General features: G+C 43.9%; 10 protein-coding genes. 5 read left to right on the top strand and 5 right to left on the bottom strand.

Annotated features, from left to right (window positions below; translation table 11 throughout):
* Nucleotides 1-91: 91 nt before the first annotated feature.
* Complete coding sequence (locus B4G81_RS03955) at nt 92-6,040, bottom strand: alpha-2-macroglobulin family protein (RefSeq protein WP_294080320.1); 5,949 nt, start codon at nt 6,038-6,040, stop codon at nt 92-94.
* Nucleotides 6,041-6,437: 397 nt separating this feature from the next.
* On the opposite strand from B4G81_RS03955, the gene nosZ reads away from it, so the two are divergent.
* The 5 genes from nosZ to B4G81_RS03930 all read left to right on the top strand — a co-directional run bounded on the left by nosZ (nt 6,438) and on the right by B4G81_RS03930 (nt 12,224).
* On the top strand, nt 6,438-8,423 hold the full coding sequence (gene nosZ, locus B4G81_RS03950; protein WP_294080318.1) for a Sec-dependent nitrous-oxide reductase: 1,986 nt from the start codon (nt 6,438-6,440) through the stop codon (nt 8,421-8,423).
* Nucleotides 8,424-8,499: 76 nt separating this feature from the next.
* A complete protein-coding gene (locus B4G81_RS03945; protein WP_294080316.1) occupies nt 8,500-9,513 on the top strand; it encodes a nitrous oxide reductase accessory protein NosL in 1,014 nt (337 codons plus the stop codon).
* Nucleotides 9,492-10,748 carry a nitrous oxide reductase family maturation protein NosD gene (gene nosD, locus B4G81_RS03940; protein WP_294080314.1) on the top strand — a complete coding sequence of 419 codons (1,257 nt, stop codon included), beginning with the start codon at nt 9,492-9,494 and terminating at the stop codon, nt 10,746-10,748. Before B4G81_RS03945 ends, nosD begins: the two co-directional genes overlap by 22 nt.
* Complete coding sequence (locus B4G81_RS03935) at nt 10,745-11,461, top strand: ABC transporter ATP-binding protein (protein ID WP_294080312.1); 717 nt, start codon at nt 10,745-10,747, stop codon at nt 11,459-11,461. Before nosD ends, B4G81_RS03935 begins: the two co-directional genes overlap by 4 nt.
* Nucleotides 11,454-12,224: an ABC transporter permease subunit gene (locus tag B4G81_RS03930; RefSeq protein ID WP_294080310.1), complete on the top strand. Its 771-nt coding sequence runs from the start codon at nt 11,454-11,456 to the stop codon at nt 12,222-12,224. Before B4G81_RS03935 ends, B4G81_RS03930 begins: the two co-directional genes overlap by 8 nt.
* Before the next feature lie 84 nt (nt 12,225-12,308).
* Here the strand turns inward: B4G81_RS03930 and B4G81_RS03925 are convergent, their stop codons facing one another.
* The 4 genes from B4G81_RS03925 to B4G81_RS03910 all read right to left on the bottom strand — a co-directional run bounded on the left by B4G81_RS03925 (nt 12,309) and on the right by B4G81_RS03910 (nt 18,919).
* Nucleotides 12,309-13,031, bottom strand: coding sequence for a hypothetical protein (locus tag B4G81_RS03925; protein WP_294080308.1), 723 nt, complete (start codon nt 13,029-13,031; stop codon nt 12,309-12,311).
* A 251-nt stretch (nt 13,032-13,282) separates the two neighbouring features.
* Nucleotides 13,283-15,511 carry an alpha-galactosidase gene (locus tag B4G81_RS03920; RefSeq protein ID WP_349678729.1) on the bottom strand — a complete coding sequence of 743 codons (2,229 nt, stop codon included), beginning with the start codon at nt 15,509-15,511 and terminating at the stop codon, nt 13,283-13,285.
* Nucleotides 15,512-15,774: 263 nt separating this feature from the next.
* A complete protein-coding gene (locus tag B4G81_RS03915) occupies nt 15,775-16,800 on the bottom strand; it encodes an MBL fold metallo-hydrolase (RefSeq protein WP_294080306.1) in 1,026 nt (341 codons plus the stop codon).
* A gap of 64 nt (nt 16,801-16,864) precedes the next feature.
* The gene (locus B4G81_RS03910) at nt 16,865-18,919 is read right to left on the bottom strand and encodes a hypothetical protein (protein ID WP_294080303.1); all 2,055 of its coding nucleotides are present in this window, start codon (nt 18,917-18,919) and stop codon (nt 16,865-16,867) included.
* Nucleotides 18,920-19,073 lie beyond the last annotated feature (154 nt).

The raw sequence follows: 19,073 nt of genomic DNA, 5'->3' as shown, positions 1-19,073 counted from the left end.
ATTATTTATTTTTCATCATTACCCTCTCATGCATTGGTAACATCTCTTTGTTTATACAGATACAAAAGTAACAAATTCGTTTAAAGCTTGTTTATTCTTTAACAATAATTCTCATTCCGGCGGTATGTGATGTAAACTCAGGAGCATACATACTTTGGATGGTGGTAATCCCGTTGGAATAGATGCCCGGCCGATTCACATATACCGCATACTCGAACAGGTAGGTACCCCGCGGCAAATTATCGAAATAGAATCCGGTAGAGGCATCTTTCGACGTTTGATAATAAGGGATTCCGTTCTGCCACCCCATGGCAGAAATCTGATTGACCGGCTCGAATGCGGCAGCACGCATATCCTTCAGATGGACAAACTCCATATCACGATCGCTCCTCACGGTCAGCCGCACCACTACTTTGTCTCCCACTTCCAGCGGACTATCCTCGGTAATGCGTACCAATTGCGTTTCCGATGCAGTGGTCTTCTCCACAAAGAGTTGTTTCCCGATATCGAGCGATGCGTCGGTTTTTTCAATCTTGTCCATATCCTCGAAATACTGCCGGTAAAGTGCGCCCCAGGCGGGACCGCCTCCCCGGTGTTCCACCGTTACTTTACCCATTTCGGGCGTTATCTCCGTCCGGCTCCATGATTCCTTAAAATAACCGCTGCCCAACTCCTTATTCTCCGGTTCTACCCGCAATTTACCCAGTGAGATAGTAGTTTCCCCCTCTACGGCAAACCAGTCACTGCCACTGCTCAGCAACGCATATACAGCATCAGCCGTGGCATGGGTGGTTTCCCATAACTGTGTCTGCTTTTGCTTCAGGAGCCACCGCTTCATCTCATCCATCTCCTCCACCTTGGCCCCCCCCGCACGGAAAGCATCCATGATAAAAGTATGCACCGATACGGCCGATTGCGACATAAAAACGTGTGCGCGGTTATTCGCCCAATACATACCCTGCTCTTCCGAACGGGTGGCATGTTCTCGGAATGATTTCAATATATCATCCATCACAGTTGTTTTCCCTTGTCGGCTCATCAGGATGGCAATCAGCGAGCGTTCATATAATCCATACTGCGTCCAGTTCTTTTCCACCACGGAAAGGTAAAAATCGGTCATCTCTTTCGTCTCTTTGTCCAACTTATACCCGGTATAACCGGAACGGACATAGAGATACTCAAGATCGGTAATGGAAATGGTCTTGGTCTTTTTCCACTCCTTATTATATTTTTTGAGCGATTCAAAACGGCGCTGGGCCTCTACATCGATATAGGAAATTGCATTTCCCTGCATCGAAAGAATATCGCCAGAAAACTCTATAACATCCAACTCCTTCAAGCGGTGAAAACCATAAAGGATATATTGGGTGATACTTATACTCGGATTAAAGCCCTTGAACCAGCTCCAGCCCCCCTGATTGGTTTGCAAGTCCTGCAATTTGCCAACTGCCGAAGAGGTAAGGTTACGGCTCCGGTTCAGATCAAACAGCAATGCCAGTTGCCTTTTCTGTTCCGACTCATTTTGGGCTTCCATTACCCATGGCGTCTCTTCCAGCAACACGTTTTTCAATTCCTGGTTCTTCTCCAGGTTAGAGAGGAAAGTCTCCTTACTTCCTCCCTGTTTTTTCCATGCTTCTATCATCGCCTTCACTTTGGGAAAAGATTTTCCAATGTGTGCTCCCAACGAATTGGCATAATAGGAGGCAAACCATGATACTGCATTGTCGCTATCCGGTTCACCCAGCACCGGCAGTGCCTGTACCGCATACCATGCAGGATTGGTAGTGAATTCAAGCGTCAGCCGATAATCCTGAATAGTGTTGGACGACCGGTCAATCAGCCCATTCATGGTAAACCCTTTCGTCTGATTGGCATTCAAATCCATCCGCATGCTTTCGGTCACCATCATCCGATTGGGGAGCACCGCCAACGCATGCTGCTCACCATCGCTGAATTGCTCGCTCTGCGCTACAATCCGCACTCCAAGTATATCGATATTGACCGGCACGTCAAATGTCCATGATGCTTCCGAAGAGGTGCCTTGTGCCAAAGAAAACAACTGATCCCGGTTATTAACCGTTATATTATCGATAGCTTCTTCCGTAACAGGATTAAAAAATTCCAGCTTCACGCTGCCATTGACCGCCTCCTCCGAGAGATTCGATATTTTGGTAGATATCGCCGTGCGATCACCATGACGGAGGAACCGTGGCATATTGGGCGTCACCATCAACTCTTTCTGCGACACGGTAAACGCTTCCGCCGCTCCGGTATTCAACTGCTTATCATGTGCCAGCACACGGAAACGCCATCGCGTATTGCTTTCAGGCACAGTAAAGGCTATTTGAGTCTCGCCTTTATCATTGGTTCTTAGCTGCGGAAAGAAGAAAGCGGTCTCATTGAAATTCCGTCGTATTTGGAGCCCCCCGTTTTCATCTCCATCCGCCATGAATGCCGGGGAGGACTCTTCATTACCTTCCCTTACCCCCTTACCCTGCGTCATCATAGGTGCCGCTGCCACATCTGTAACAGAGAACACCTTATTCTCGCTAAGTTCCTCGATATCTATAGCTTGCGACTCCTGCACGAACTGTTGTGAACTGCCATACTTGTACTTCTGTAACTGTACTCCGCCTGCTCCCATACCCCTTAGCATCATCCTGCCGGCGTAAAACATGGAATAGCCGAACCAGTTAAACCGGTCGAACTCAAACGAAGAAACCTGCTCCCATTGCGGCGACATATAGCCATATGCCGATTCATTGAGGAATGACCGGTCGTTCTCCAATCTCATTGCCGGCCTATACCGGACAAAATGCGAAGGAGAAAGGGTCCAATTGCCGGACGGGTAGATATTGTCGAGTGAAAAGTCATACATCGACGCCAGCACCTCTACCTCCCCCACCACAGGTATACTATCCGGACCGGCCACGGTGATCCGCCATTCCTCTGCCGCTCCGGGACGAATCTTGTCACGGAACACATCCAATTTCACATTCAGCTCTTTTTGATCTCGTTCCGGGAGGAAATCCACCCTGCGACTATAAAATTTCTCACTCTTCGCATAAGTAAGCATGAGAGTGGCACCTTCCTTATATTGTTCCTTGTAGGGAATTGAGAAGAGCCGGTTTTCATTGTCCAACCCAATCCATTTCCGTTCCACCAAGGTATTTTCCTGCCATAACTCATACAAAACATGTACTTTCTCCGAGACACCCAGAATCACTTCTCCATTTTTGTCCGGTGAGAAATTTTTGTTTTTTTCGATAAACCAATCATTGGTTTTTATTGGAGGACGTTTATCCGCATAAGAAAAGAGAATGATATCTTTCTCCGTCCCGATAGGATTTCCCCGGTCGTCTTTCGATTCCAACTTGATCCTATATTTTCCTGACTCTAAACCAACCAGTTGTTTTTTCAATGCCGGTTGCGCCCCCGTCTTAAACATGCCCTCCACCACCCGTTGACGTATAGAATCATTTTCCTGTAATGAGAATACCTGATAAGTTCCTTCAGCATTCACATCATTACCATCCAGATTTTTGGCAGTGATCACGATTTTTTCGTCTTTCTCCTTTACCCACCGGTCGACCATCTCCAAAGACAAAATCATGGAAACATCCCCCACCGTGACGGTATAAGTGCCCGATTGTGTCTCTCCGTTAATATCGGTCACAGTCGCTTCCACCACAAAGGTGTATATTTCTTTGGAAGAGCGCAGTTCATCCGGCTTCTCCGGGGTAAACAAGATCTCAAAACGACCCTCCTTATCGGTAGCGACACTGCCCGCCGCATAATGATCGGTACTGTTTCCGCCCCAAACGCGCCACCACATCTGCCGGCGTGTAATCGAATATTCCACATTTGCCTCTTGCAACTTTATACCTGAGAAACTCTCCGCTCTACCTTTCAGACTGATTTCTTCTCCAAATTGATAGGTTTTTTCTATCTTGTCGAAAGTCACTTCAAAGGTAGGACGTTTGTATTCTTCCACCCGGAAACTCGCCCCTCCCTTTCCGGTCTCAATCATAAATGAACCCGGCAATACACCCTGGGGCACTACAAATTCACCGGCAACAGAACCAAATTCGTTGGTGGTGATGGTTTGTTTTGAGATCTCCCGGCGATTGGCATCCCGCAATACCAACTCAATGGCCTTACCCGGGATAACAGATTGCTCCATCGCACTGCTACGGTAGTAAATCGCTTTGAAGTAGACCGTCTGCCCCGGCCGGTAAATACTCCGGTCGGTGAAAAGAGTTACTTCTTCCCGCACCGCATCATTTTCGGTTGAATATGCATAAAAAGTCGATGGCAACCTGTTCAGCACAGAACCCCTGTCCTCTCCTGAAACAGCGTGATAAAAAACATCATTGTTCGGGATTTTCTTTTCATATACGGCCAATCCCGACTCATTGGTGATAATCGACTGTACCAGGGCAAGTCGTGAATTGTTCCAGTTACCCGGCAGCTTATAGATATCGATTTGGGCGTTGGGAACCGGTACTCCGGTCGTTCTGTCCACAGCGAAAAAGTCATACTTCTTCTCGGACGAGCCCCGTGTAAAAACAGCAAAATCGGAAACCGAGAAATAATACTCCGGGTGTATGGTATTGTCCGATTCAGGCGAAGAGACGAAGGTGAGCAAATAAGCGCCATAATCAGTTACATCCACAGTAAACAACGTATTCCCCTGCCAATATTCGGGCATATCGGGCAACGGTATGGCTATTTCTTTCACAAGCATCCGTTTGCCCGCTATCTGACTTTTGACTTTCGACCGCTCTTCCAATCCCTCTACGGGTGAGTTGAGGCGATAAAGTTTGGCGGTAAGTGACCGGATATTCCTAAAATTCACTTTCAACTCTTTCCTGCCCTCTTTAGGGAATGTACTTGCCCCCGTAACGGTAAAATTCGGTTCGGTAAGTTGTGACAATCTATTCCGGAGGATGGAAATACGCTCATATTTCGGGAAATCATCAATGGTTTTCCGTAATAATTCATACACCTCGGCGGTCTTCTCTTTTCGCACTATTGTATCTTCCGGATTGACTAAATTGATCTTCTGAAGATAAAAATTACACAGTTTGTCGATGACCTCCACGCTAAACGGGTCGCCCTCCCATTTCGTCAGCAATGTCTCCAGAGAGGATAGAGCATATGCCTGGTAAGCATTATACAACCGTGATAAATAATCCAGTTTTTCAAGTTCTGTCAGTAGTACAGATTGTCGCAACCCCCTACCGAGCAATGAAGTCAAATGCAGCCGATAGTATTCAAGCACCCACAATTCCTTTTCCTCCGATTGGGGATCAATCGAAAGCCCGACAAACTCCTCTGCCGAGGCAAACAACGATTGTTGAGAAATATTTTTCCTTGCCAGCATGCGGCTCAAGTCCTCTCCCCCTTCTATTTCGCCGGACAATTCTATGGCACGGCGCATCAAAAAATCATACATGGTGGGATAAAACCGCCTCGAATCCTTACCCAACTCCACCACGTCGGTATATGCAGCCACTTCTACTTTCAACAAATCCTTCTCCCGTGCTATCGAGGCATTCAGATGCTCCACGGCTTTGCCGTAAAAAATGTTAGACGTCCATTCTTTCATGTCCGTCGGCACAAAATCTCCCAAATCTGTACGTTGATCGATATTCCACCGGTCTTTTCGGTAATATTGCAGGTATAACTCCCCCAACATGGAATGCAATACCGACTGCTCCACCGGATGATTACTCTTCTGCAGCATCTCACTCAGATTGTGAAAGATAAGCGTATCGTTTTGCGCGTCCATCGTCAGGTCATATTTCCCCTGATGGATCAACGCCTTAATGACTTGTGGACTGTTTTTATCTTTTACGGCTTGTTGTAGAATGGCGTTTACGGCATTTGAAGCCGATTGTGGCAGTGATTCTTTCTCAAATTCAGCCACTTTGGCCCACTCATTGGCATATTGGGTTCTGTTCATTTGTCTGTTATTCTGGGAAAACACTCCTGATGCAATGATCAGAAGGAGGAGCATAAATGAAATTTTATTCATAGTGGTGTTGTTTGCAATAAGTAAACCATTTTGATGCGTGAAAATCGAATTAGTTTAATATAACCAGATCAATCCTTTTAACAACTTCAGATACTTTTTGTTTTGAAGGAACAAAAGGCTTAAACAAAAGCAGGAACCTGTATATTTCCTCAATTCCAAAAACCCATTCCACTTAATTAAATACATTTACATTTAATTAAGTTAACAAAAATACTATTTAGCTATGAAAATTTTACCTTTATCGCTGAAATTATCAGTTCTCATACTATCATGCCTGGCGTTACGCCACAACAAGGCACCCGTGGGGATTTACTCCTCACCTTCATATAAGAACCATAACCTGCAAAAGAAAGGCTACTAATGCGAAAATATCATATTTTACTAAAACTCTACTCAAATGAAAACTCAAAAAAAAGAAAAATTGTTACTAATGGCATTGACGATGCTCATGGCCGTTGTCTGTCTGTCCTCATGCAGGCCAAAAACTGCGACAAGTGCTTTTAGTGAAGATGCGGCGGTGAAAACGTATGTCGCACCGGGAAATTATGACGAATTTTATAATTTTGTGTCAGGAGGTTTCAGCGGCCAATTAGCCGTATATGGTATTCCTTCAGGCAGGCTGCTCAAGGTTCTCCCCGTATTTTCAGTGAACGCCGAAAACGGATGGGGATTCAGTGAAGAAACAAAACCTATGCTGAACACTTCCTTTGGTGAAGTACCCTGGGACGATTCACATCACCCCAACCTCTCGATGACCAATGGTGAATACGACGGTCGATGGGTATTCCTCAATGCCAATAACACTCCCCGTATAGCAAGGATCGACCTGAAGACCTTTAAAACGATGGAAATGCTGGAATTACCCAACAGCGCCGGGAACCATTCTTCGGCATTTGTAACTGAGAATACCGAGTATATCGTGGCAGGGACACGGTTCAGCGTTCCACCCGATTACGTTGACGGCGATGTTCCCATCAACAGTTACAAGGAGAATTTCAAGGGACATATCAGCTTTGTCAGTATCGATCCGGTGAGCGGAGAGATGAAGCTATCTTTTCAATTGGCATTACCCGGCTTTAATTACGATCTTGCACACCCGGGGAAAGGCAAATCACACGGATGGTTTTTCTTCACCTGCTATAACTCGGAACAATCACATACCCACCTTGAAGTTAATGCCTCACAAAACGACAAGGATTTCGTGCTCGCAGTCAACTGGAAAAAAGTGGAAGAACTGCTGAAAGCAGGCAAAGGGGAGACCGTCAAAAGCCCATACGCACATAACATATACGATGAAAAAAAACATATGACCTCTTCTAAGATCATAGAGGAAGCCGTTGTGTTGAAAGCCGAAGACCTGACCGGCTGTATTTACTACATCCCGTGCCCGAAATCACCACACGGAATAGATGTAGATCCTACGGGAGAGTACATCATAGCCAGCGGGAAACTGGCCACAACCATTCCGGTCTTCAGTTTCGACAAAATCCAAAAGGCCATCGAAGAGAAAGCATTTGAGGGTGAAGTAGAAGGAATCAATGTCATCAACTATGAAGCCGCCCTGTACGGAGAAGTACAAAATCCGGGACTGGGAACCTTGCATACCGAGTTCGACGACAAGGGAAATGCCTACAGCAGCTTCTTCGTCTCATCCGAGATAGTGAAGTGGAACGTCAAGGATTTACAGGTATTGGACAGGATACCGGCCACATACTCAGTGGGGCATCTCTCGGTAATGGGCGGAGACACCAGAAAACCTTACGGGAAATACCTGGTTGCCTATAACAAAATCACCAAGGACCGCTTCCTGCCCACCGGTCCGGAGCTTGCACAATGTGCGCAGCTGATCGACATCAGTGGGGATAAGATGAAACTCCTCCTTGATTTTCCCACCATCGGTGAACCGCATTATGCCGTGGCAATTCCGGCCGCGATGATCAAAGACAACCAAAAACAATACTATCCACTCGATGAAAACAACCATCCCTACGTGGCCAAGACCGAAAAAGAGGCAAGAGTAGTCAGGGAAGGAAATGTAGTGCATGTATATATGACTGCCATCCGTTCCCATATGGCACCCGACAACATCGAAGGGATAATGGTGGGAGATACCGTCTACTTCCACTTGACCAATATCGAACAGGAGTGGGATATTCCTCATGGCTTTGCCATAAAAGGGAATACAAACGCCGAACTACTGGTAATGCCGGGTGAGACCCAAACTTTAAAATGGGTACCGGGCAGGACAGGCATCTACCCCTTCTACTGTACCGATTTCTGCAGCGCGCTCCATCAGGAAATGCAAGGTTATGCACGTGTTTCAGCCCGGGGAAGCAACGTTCCTCTATCTTACACATTAGACGATAAGACCACAGGCAAATAAACCTACAGACAAATAAAATCCCGGAGGAGGAGGGGAAGGAAACCCTTTCTCTCCTCTTCAATAAACACAACTGATTATGAGTAAAAATAAAATATCCACCCTATCGAGAGTTTTATTCATTCTATGCGCGATTATACTCGTCACATCCATTTTCGTTCCTTTATGGAGAATCGAATTAACCGCCCCCCAATATCCTGAGGGATTATTATTACAGCTCTATCCCAATAAAATAGGAGGAGATGTGGAAGCCATTAACGGCCTTAACCACTACATAGGCATGCAGACATTACATACAGAGAATTTTATCGAATTTACCGTTTTACCTTATATTTTAGCGGCCTTCGCCCTATTGTTCCTGGTCACTGCCATTATGAGAAGCAGGAAAATGTCGCTGATAAGTTTCATTTCATTTATTATTTTCGGCATCATTTCACTGATTGATTTCTACCGATGGAATTACAATTACGGTCATAACCTCGATCCGTCGGCAGCTATAAAAGTGCCGGGCATGTCTTATTCACCACCGGTTTTGGGATACAAACAACTCCTCAATTTCGGAGCCTATTCCATACCCGACATAGGTGGTATTTTGATCCTCGTGGTAGCTTTACTACTGATATTTATCATTATCAAGGAATATCGGATTGATAAGATTTTCAGAAAGAAACATGCCGCGCCCATGCTCCTCTTGTTCCCTCTCCTATCCTTCTTCTCTTGCGTAAGTGACAATGCACAGCCCGTCCGGATGAATCAGGACCAGTGTGAAGCATGCAGGATGACCATTGTAGACTCTAAATTCGACACACAGATCATCACCGGCCAGGGACGCTGTCTTAAATTCGACGATCTCTCCTGTCTTATCCGTTACACAAAAGAAAATAAAGATCTAAAAATAAGAAAGATTTATGTATCCGATTATTTGAATGAAGATCAATTCATTGAGGCTAAAAACGCATTTTACATCAGAGGGGGTGAGATCAAAAGTCCAATGGGCGCCAACATAGCCGCATTCGAAACCCGCCGGGAAGCCGAAGCGGCAGCAAAACAACTCACTGCGGAGGTCGTTTCATGGGAAGAGATCAATTTTTAAACGCAAAGCGACTCCTTTCTCTTATCGCCTGCAGCCTGATTTTCCCGCTCACTGCCGGCAACATCCATGTGGGGAAAGGACTCTCCATCAATACCATTACGGATGCTTTGCAAACAGCCGGGGCGGGTGACAGTATCATCGTCCATCCGGGAACATACCGGGAAGTGGTCGTAATTTCCCTCCCTGTCGTTTTAATGGGAATCGGCGACCCCGTGATCGACGGCAATCAGCAAGGCGATGTGGTCTCTGTCTTTGCGGACAGTGTGTTTATGGAAGGATTCGTCATCGTCAATTCGGGGAGATCGTCGCTGACCGACTATGCCGGATTGAAAATAAACAAAGGATACAGGGGTATCGTTGTCAATAACAATCAATTCACGGACAACTCCATCGGGATATTCGTCCAAGACGCGGAGGATTGCCGGATAACCAACAACCGGATAAAAACATCCATCGGTGAAAGCTCATTGATGGGAAATGCCATCCATTGCTGGAAGTGCAAAAATTTGGAGATAGGAAAAAATCATATCCGTAGCCACAGGGATGGTATCTACCTCGAATTTGTCTCCAATTCCCTTGTCCGGGACAATGATGTGGCTAAATGCCTACGATATGGCCTGCACTTCATGTTCTCTAATGAAGACGAATATTTATATAACCGCTTCAGTGAAAACGGGGCCGGGGTGGCAGTGATGTTTTCTTCCCGGATCAATATGCTGCACAATACCTTCGACAATAATAAGGGAGGCGCTTCTTACGGGCTCCTTCTCAAGGATATATCACACGGAAATATTGCAAGTAATCAATTCACCGGCAATACGGTGGGCATACTGATGGATGGAGGGCTGTCGCTTTCGCTGCAAGAGAATATTTTCAGCGGGAATGGATGGGCTATACGCCTGATGTCAAGCAGTACAGAGAATACATTCACCATGAATAATTTTTTGGGGAACACCTTCGATATTACTACCAACGGCACTTCCGAAAAAAATTTTTTCAGTGAGAACTACTGGGATAAATACAGGGGATATGATCTCGACCGGGACGGCATTGGGGACGTCCCCTACCATCCACTGAGCCTGTTTGCCGTTATTTCGGAATATACTCCCGCGGCAATGCTGTTCTTTCGCAGCTTCCTGGTCGACCTGTTGGAACAAGCCGAAAGGATCATCCCCACAGTCACACCCCGGAATTTCGTGGACGACAAGCCCTCAATGAAGCCATATACTCTATGATTACGATTAAGAACATACATAAATATTACCGCAAGCTGCATGCGCTGAAAGGTATCGATCTGACATTTGAAGCCGGAGATAGATGCATCGCGTTAATAGGTCCCAATGCATGTGGAAAAACCACCCTTATCAAGTGTATACTCAATCTGGTCACACCTACGAAAGGTGAAGTGATGATCTCCGGACGCAATGCAAATCACGATCCCCGCACTCGGGAATTGATCGGATTCATGCCGCAGTCGGCCAACTTCCCAAAAAATTTATCGGTGGAGAATACTTTCCGATTGATACGCTCCGTAAGACCGGAGATCAACGATACGGACGACGAATTATACCACTCGTTCCACCTCGATCGGATATCTACCAAAACAATGGGAACGCTCTCCGGGGGAACCGTACAGAAGGTGAGCGCCGCACTTGCGTTCATGTTTCACCCGCAAATAGTTATCCTCGACGAGCCTTTTGCCGGCCTCGATCCCCTGGCATCGGGGATACTGAAGGAAAAAATCCTGAAAGAGAAGGAAAAAGGCAAACTCATCCTGATCACTTCACACGTGATCAGTGAATTGGACCACCTCGCTTCACATGTCATATTTATGGAAGAAGGCCGGATTCTGTTTTATAAGTCGGTCGGTTTACTACTGGAAGATACTGGTGAACATACGATTACCGGCGCCATTATGAAAATTCTCACACAAACGGAGTATGAATAATATTGCCCGCATCATATTTTTCGATATCCTGAAAAGCAAAATAACATTTGTCTATTTCATAGTCCTTGCCTTGGTTTCGTGGATATCTTTTCTGCTCGAAGAGAGCCTTTCCAAGGGATTGCTGACCGTGACCTATATTGTCCTCTTCAGTGTACCCCTTATGGCGTTGCTATACTCCACCATATACATCTATAACAGTAAGGAATTTATCACCCTTTTGCTCAGTCAGCCCATCAAAAGGGGAAAGTTATGGAGCAGCCTCTATGCAGGAGTTTCCACCAGTCTCTGCATGGCATTTCTGTTAGGTGCCGGCATTCCAATCCTCATCTACTCCTTTAATGGCACCGGCTTCCTGATCATTGCCATGGGAGTGGGCATCACGCTTATATCCGCCTCCATTGCCTTTTTGATAGCGGTAATGACCGACGATAAATCGGTGGGGATAGGTCTCTCCATCCTCTGTTGGCTGTTCTTCACATTGCTGTATGACGCCATCATGATGTTTCTCCTGTTTCAATTCAGCGATTATCCCATCGACATATTGACCGTATTGTTACTGATGCTCAATCCGGTGGATCTGGCACGTCTTCAAATCATGATGCAATTGGATGTATCCGCCATGCTGGGTTATTCGGGAGCTGTATTTACCCATTTCCTCGGGAGTACTTTCAGCACAATCCTGTCATTTATTTTTTTAATTGCCTGGATAGTTATTCCCTACAGAATTTCTTTGAAAATATTCGGTAAAAAAGATATTGCGTAGAAAGGCAAAAAACCGGTATCTTCTTTCAATACACGCATTGAAATAAGATACCGGTAAAGTGAAAATAAAATCTACTTCTTATTTTTACTCGGTTTCCACCTTCAAGGGAGCTACAACAAGTCCTTCTTTGGTATTCGCATTAAAGGAAATCCAGTAAGTGTCCGGCGTTCCTTCCTCTTCATCAGCCGGTTGGGCTTGCAGAAGGCTCCATGCAGCGACATCATAATCAACGGGATCTTTTCCTTTTTCCGTTACGGTCAATTTTCCTACGGGAGTGGCCGGGCCTGTGGATTTCACGCCGCCGATCTTATCTTGGGGATCTTCCAATGTCAAAACCCACGATTCATCTTCCTCTTCGTTTATCCATGAAAAAATGACATCTTTTTCTGTAGACTTAATGAGAGTATAAGTTCCAGCATCGGTGCCCGATACTTTCTTATTTTCACCCCATTTGATACGTACAGTGGCATCCGCTTTATCTTCCGCATAAGGATCTTCCTTTACCGTAACAGCGATGGAAGCTTCCAGACCATCCTTATCGGTAACTTTCACGGTAGTATTCCCTACTTTCAGGGCCTTGAGAGTTATATCTCTCCCGTCCACAGTTGTTTCAACCACCGCTTTATCAGCCGCATCCGCTTTAAAGGGAGCTACCCCGCCGCTTACTTTCGCAACGGCTTCTTCACCAATAATTACTTCGACACTAGTCTTGTCGAATGTCAGTTTATCATCATCGTCATCATCACATGCGACGAATAACACACCTGACATTATCAAACCCAATAAATAAACAGAAATTCTTTTCATAATAACCTTTCTTTTTTTTAGTTAAAAAAACAGTGTAATTTGTGTTTGAGATCTCGTTTACACATTAAGATAGACGTGCAAAAAGACAAAACGCTGCACCATTATACAAACTTTAACCGGTATTAACACTGAAACACTGTCTGAGAAAGGTTTTTACGCAGTGGAAACTACAATATAAAAAACTTATAATAAAACAAATAACAACATTTATAAGAATAAAAAATATTTTTCTGAAAATTAAAAAAAGCAAATCAGTTGGCTTCCTCTAAAAGAAAGAGAGCACTTTCATACATTTTTTCCAGCTTGGGGTTGAGCCCTTCGTTAATCAGATACTCTCCGCTAACGACTTTGTTATTCCCCCAATAATTGGATTTATCCACGTTCAGCTCTGTCACTTTATATTCTTTTGCAGGATCAAGGCCAAACAGTTTAACTGATTGAGAATTATGCGTACGCCCCTGATACTCGAAACAGTAATCGAATACCACCGCACGTTTTTTGTCCTTGCTGACATACATCAATGCATACAACCCTTTACCTTCATACGGCGAGATGATCCTGTACAAGTCTCCCTGCATGACGATATCCCGGATTCTCTTATAATTTTCAATCGCAGACTTCGCAAATAATTTTTCTTCCTCCGACAAATTCTTAGGTTGCAATTCCATCCCGAAACGGCCACTCATCGCCATATCAAATCGAAACTTTAGAGGAGTAATATTTTTTGACTGATGATTAGGCACTACTGACACATGAGAACCTATAACAAGTGCCGGATAGATCATATTTGTTCCATATTGAATAAAGATTCTGCTCCGAGCATCGGTATTATCACTCGTCCATACCTCCTGATGGTATTTCAATATACCATATTCCACCCGTCCACCGCCCGACGAACAAGCCTGTATCAGCACGTCCGGATATTTCATCCTAATTCTTTCATATACATTGTAGAGGCCTTGCGTATATTTAATCCAGAAATGTGATTGTCTATCAGCAGGGAGAAACGCCGATCCTACAGATTCAACATGTCGATTCGCGTCCCATTTAATATAGGAGATCTTGTCTGATTGTTTCATTACATCATCAAACACACCAAATACAAAATCCTGCACCTCAGGGTTCGTTAAATCCAGCAACCACTGGTCACGAATAGTCGGGATAGGACGTCCTTCCGTCTTGACAACCCAGTCAGGATGATTTTCCGCCAGTTCACTTTTAGGATTCACCATTTCCGGTTCTATCCAGATACCAAATTGCAGTCCCTTTTCCTCTGCATAATTTGCCAGATAATCAATACCACGAGGCAGTTTATCTTTAATCACTTGCCAATCCCCCAAACCCTGCTTATCATTGTTTCGAGGATATTTACTACCAAACCAACCATCATCCAGTACAAACATTTCAAGTCCTATATCCGCTGCATCATCAATCATATCTGTGATCGTCTTTTCGTCAAACCGGAAATAGGCACCTTCCCAACTGTTCAATAGTGTAGGTCGAGTGGCATCAGCATCATATACCTGATAACGGCGTGCCCAGTCATGCAAATTACGGCTCACACCTCCCGCTCCATTCAGACTGTATGTATATATCATCTCGGGAGTGTGAAATGTCTCCCCTGAGTCAAGAAAATATTCCGAAGCATAAGGATTCATTCCTGCCGTAATATTCAATATATCAAAGTCATCCACTTGGAAATTGATTTTATAGTTGCCCGACCATGCCAAAGCCCCCCCGATTACATCACCGGCATGCTCATTCAAAGGCATATCAAGCGACAATACGAAAGAGGGATTTTCGGTATGGGTCGTACGCACGCCCATTTGATTTTCGATGGACTTGACACCATGATTTAGTAGTGACTCCTCCATGAACATTTCTTGTGTCCATGCACCATAAAAAGAATTCAGATAGTATTTCTTTGCTCGTACCGGAAGATAGGAGGAATAGAAGTTATGAAGAACGACCTCTTTTTTCTGAAGGTTAGTAATGTTTACTTTCTGTGTGAATACATTCTCCTCCCGGTAAGCTGTCACTACCAACTCCACTTTCAAAGGCTGCTTCCGGTCCTGCATAGTAATGGTCGTCATCACCACATTGCCTCCTGAAAGTTCCTGCTGCTCATGTTGCACATAGATCAATTCAGTATTCAAGTCGCCGTCAGAATGAGTCACGCGCAGTGCCGAATTCCGATAGTTACGCCCCCCCGCCGCGAGGTAAGCATGTGGATCGGTTCCATAGTCCAATCGCCGGTAGCTTATCTTATCAAGATAAGGTGTGGCATCCTCTATTTTCCGTCCGAAATGATGGAAATAGAGAGTACTATCTTTACCCACCGTCATGATCATTGACAAGTCTTTGGTCTGCAAGTTAATCACTCTATCTTCATTACTCACCGTTTTCGCTTTCATTGCTAAAGAAGAAATAAGCAGAGGAAAGAGAAAAACTACAGCTAAACTGATTTTTCTTTCGTTCATAATTATTGATTACTATTATCCATTATATTGATAAATATGGGGACCTTCGAAGGCATACCCAAGGATGTTGTCCTTTTATTTCTGATTATTAACCTCAAGATGCATGAACATAGGCAAATGCTCGGATCCTATTTTTGTATATGAGACATTTAGGATCTCCCGAGGCCTTCTATCTTGAGAAGACAGATGAGCAGCAAAAAGATTCAGACTTTTATACACAATGGGGTAAATTATTATCACATTTATTATTTTTAACTAGCTATTTAATAAAGCTTTCCATTCTTCCATGTAAGTTTCTCTCCCCAAAATGGAAGAATTGTATTCTCACATTTCACCGTAGGTAGATGCTCCAACGTTTTGGTTATCGATGCTTGCCCATATGGATACGGCTTATGTCTTAATTCTATGAGATGCGATAGTATGGCATAGTGAGTCTCTACTTGCCCTTCTCCCGTTCCCAATATATTATTTTCTCTTGTAGCTCCCCATCTAAGGACCACTATACTTACCGGCCCCTGCACATTCTTGAAATGCGACGGATTAAAACCTGAATCACCACAGTGAAGCATGGAAAAATCACCTGAATCCTCCCCACAATCTATACGGAAAGTAGTAACAAAGTCCGGAAATTTCGGATCCGCCAAATGATCTGACAAATCTGTCCTGATTGTGAAGTTTCCTATTTTATAATTTGCAGGTATGGTAGAAAGATACCTCTGATCCTTCTCGTAGAAATTCGACAATATGGGTTTACCTTTTTTATGCATGGCTTCCAACAACTTGGGGTCATAATGATCTCTATGATTATGGGAAATAAAGAGAAAATCCAGATAAGGTTCCAACTGTTCAGCCAACCGATGGTCAATATCAATTCCAAAACAACCCGATGGTGTCTTCACCACAAAACCCATATTATAAACCAGCCAAATTAAAGTACTTCCTTGCTTCACTTTTGTATGCTTCACTTCATGAAGAACCTTGTCAAAACCCTTACGGTAAAAAGACACAATAGGTATTGTATCTTCCATGACAACTGCCTTATCTTCAGGACTATTCAAATACTCTTTGAAGACAGCATTATCCAGGCTATTGGAATATGTCTCAATCTTATTCCACAGAGCCAGCCTCTCCTCGTTCAATAAGAATGGCGATGTCTTGCTAAACTGCTCCATCGTTTGGGCAGCTTTCTGCATTGTTTCACTGTCGTTGTGCTTATTTGTCTTATAAAAACGTTGCTGACAAGAAGAAACTGATATAAGCACACATATCAATAAACCGATTTTTTTCATACAATTCTATTCTTTTCTGCTACTTTAATCGCAATTTTCCACAAAAACACAGTTTTATAGTATATTAGAATCTTGCAAGATCGATCTTTTCTATTCTCTTTCCTGATTCACTAATATAACTTTTACTCTTTAATGAAGTATTGTCTGTAACGACCACTTTTATTTTTTTCTCGCCGATTCGCTCAATATCTATATCGAATGAAGTATCAAAGGCATGTATTTTTCTCAATGCCATTCTATTCCAATCAGACGGAATTTGAGGTGTAAGCGAAAAACTTTTAAACCCGACAGGTCTAATACCAAATAATCCTTCTGTTATTATCCTACAATAAAGTCCACTCTCAGCCGAGAGATGTCGCTGGTTTCCTTCCGGCCATGCTTCAATGGGGTATGGTACATGCTCTCCAAGCAACCTTTGTGCTGAATAGTGTTTCAATAATCTTGTCGCCACATCTCTTTCTCCTGCTTCATAGATACCTCTTACACCATATAAAGTAGACCGGTCCCAATAAGTGGTGCTACCTTCTTCGGTAATCAAACCGTTTTCGCTCCACAACTTCGGACTGAGTAAAGCGTCAATAGTTCCTTTTGCCCTTTCGGTTATTCCCACCGTCAATGGAATACAAATCCAAGAACGCAACAAATCATTTCCTTCATAGTATTGATATGTTTGATACCCACCGACGTCCGCCCCAAAATAATTTTCTATAGACTCCCTGAGAGCCTTGGCTTCTTTTTGATAAGAATGAATCCGGGATCCGCCCACTTTTAATTCCTTCCCCAAGTATGATGCCGAAATCAACGCATCATAGTAGAGAGAGGAAGTGGTAAGATTTGCTTTTCCGGCAGGGAAACGGCCTTCTAATTCATCCGAGTCAGATGTTACTACACCGTCACTGTTTCTTTTCCGTTTGCAATATTCAAGGCACCATTCTATTAAAGGCCATAAATATTCTGCTTCTTGCCTATTTCCTCGTGCCAAAGCATAACGTGCAGCACCGTAAGCTATCATCGCAGCATCTCCCCGGTCACCGGCACCCTGCCAAACATCCGATCCCTCTGCAATTATTGAACTCGGGATAGGTTTAAACTCAGGATTCATAAAACGGGCAAAATGCCTGAATGAATTCAAGGCCGATTCATTCCCCTTGTCATATCCAAGAAAAGGAAAGAATGGGTTGATATATTCAGCCTGATCATTGGCCCATATAGCAGCATAATACGACTCTCCACCCGGTCCGTGCATTAATCCTCCTTTTGTGCGAAAAATACTCTCTGATCCTCTTATTTTTGCGAAACGGAATTCTCTATCAATAACATCGTCGGGGGTATCTAAAACCAACAATCCATCTATATCATTATGAATATAACTCATCCGGGAGGATAATTCTTTCTCCATATCGACATTTACCGGCTTCTCGTGCTCTTTATGAGCTTCAAACCGCACATAAAATGTGACTTCTGATTGAGGTTTCATCTTGAATGTTCCGGAACCATCAAAATCACATCCAATCATATAACTTCCATCTGTTCCCTTTTCGGGCAGTGTCTTCTTAGTTTGTGAAAATTTGGGAATATACACTACAACTTCCCTATTGCTGACATTTCTCAATACATATTTCTCACCTACAAGAGGTTTATCTGTTGATGGAAAAAAAATTCGACGCATCACAATGGTCTGTTGCGGCGAAATATTCCTTGCAGCTCCGATATTTGGTCTTCCAACAAAAAAAGAGCTTATGACTTCTATTACTCCATTTATCACAACCTTTTCCACCACTTCATTTTGAAGAGAAAGCCCGTCCACACTCAATAACGATGGAATATCAGTAGCAAACCGGTGCATAAGACTGGCATGAGTATTATTGGGGACGGTACGCAGCATCGGGAAAATCAAAGAACGCTCCGTATATAAACTACCATTTTCGTCGATCCCCCAACGCAATACATACGACACCTGTTCCCCGCTCATTTCAATATGATCGTAGTGAGGAATATCATCTTTAACCACCCACTCAATACCTCCATTGTCCAACATTTCCCACCTACTTTGCGCAGATAGGTTTACAGTAAAGAGAAGGAAAATAATGGAATAAACTACACGATTATAAAAACTCATCTTATTGGTATCTTATTTATCTTATTGGCATCTTATTTTTTTATAAACTATCAGAGATAAACATACGCTCTCTTATTGGCAACTCATGGTACAACAGGCAATTTACCCATGTTAAACAAAAACGAAAAAAAGATTCCCTTACGATAATAAGGGA

This window comes from Proteiniphilum sp. UBA5384 (assembly GCF_002410825.1).
In the GTDB taxonomy this organism is placed as follows: domain Bacteria; phylum Bacteroidota; class Bacteroidia; order Bacteroidales; family Dysgonomonadaceae; genus Proteiniphilum.
Note: the sequence above shows the minus strand (reverse complement) of the source record. Positions and strands in the feature narration are given on the sequence as shown.

Bases quoted from the DNA above. Each gene is read 5' to 3' on its own strand.
- B4G81_RS03955 (WP_294080320.1), bottom strand. From the start codon at position 6,040: ATGAATAAAATTTCATTTATGCTCCTCCTTCTGATCATTGCATCAGGA.
- nosZ (WP_294080318.1), top strand. From the start codon at position 6,438: ATGAAAACTCAAAAAAAAGAAAAATTGTTACTAATGGCATTGACGATG.
- B4G81_RS03945 (WP_294080316.1), top strand. From the start codon at position 8,500: ATGAGTAAAAATAAAATATCCACCCTATCGAGAGTTTTATTCATTCTA.
- nosD (WP_294080314.1), top strand. From the start codon at position 9,492: ATGGGAAGAGATCAATTTTTAAACGCAAAGCGACTCCTTTCTCTTATC.
- B4G81_RS03935 (WP_294080312.1), top strand. From the start codon at position 10,745: ATGATTACGATTAAGAACATACATAAATATTACCGCAAGCTGCATGCG.
- B4G81_RS03930 (WP_294080310.1), top strand. From the start codon at position 11,454: ATGAATAATATTGCCCGCATCATATTTTTCGATATCCTGAAAAGCAAA.
- B4G81_RS03925 (WP_294080308.1), bottom strand. From the start codon at position 13,031: ATGAAAAGAATTTCTGTTTATTTATTGGGTTTGATAATGTCAGGTGTG.
- B4G81_RS03920 (WP_349678729.1), bottom strand. From the start codon at position 15,511: ATGAACGAAAGAAAAATCAGTTTAGCTGTAGTTTTTCTCTTTCCTCTG.
- B4G81_RS03915 (WP_294080306.1), bottom strand. From the start codon at position 16,800: ATGAAAAAAATCGGTTTATTGATATGTGTGCTTATATCAGTTTCTTCT.
- B4G81_RS03910 (WP_294080303.1), bottom strand. From the start codon at position 18,919: ATGAGTTTTTATAATCGTGTAGTTTATTCCATTATTTTCCTTCTCTTT.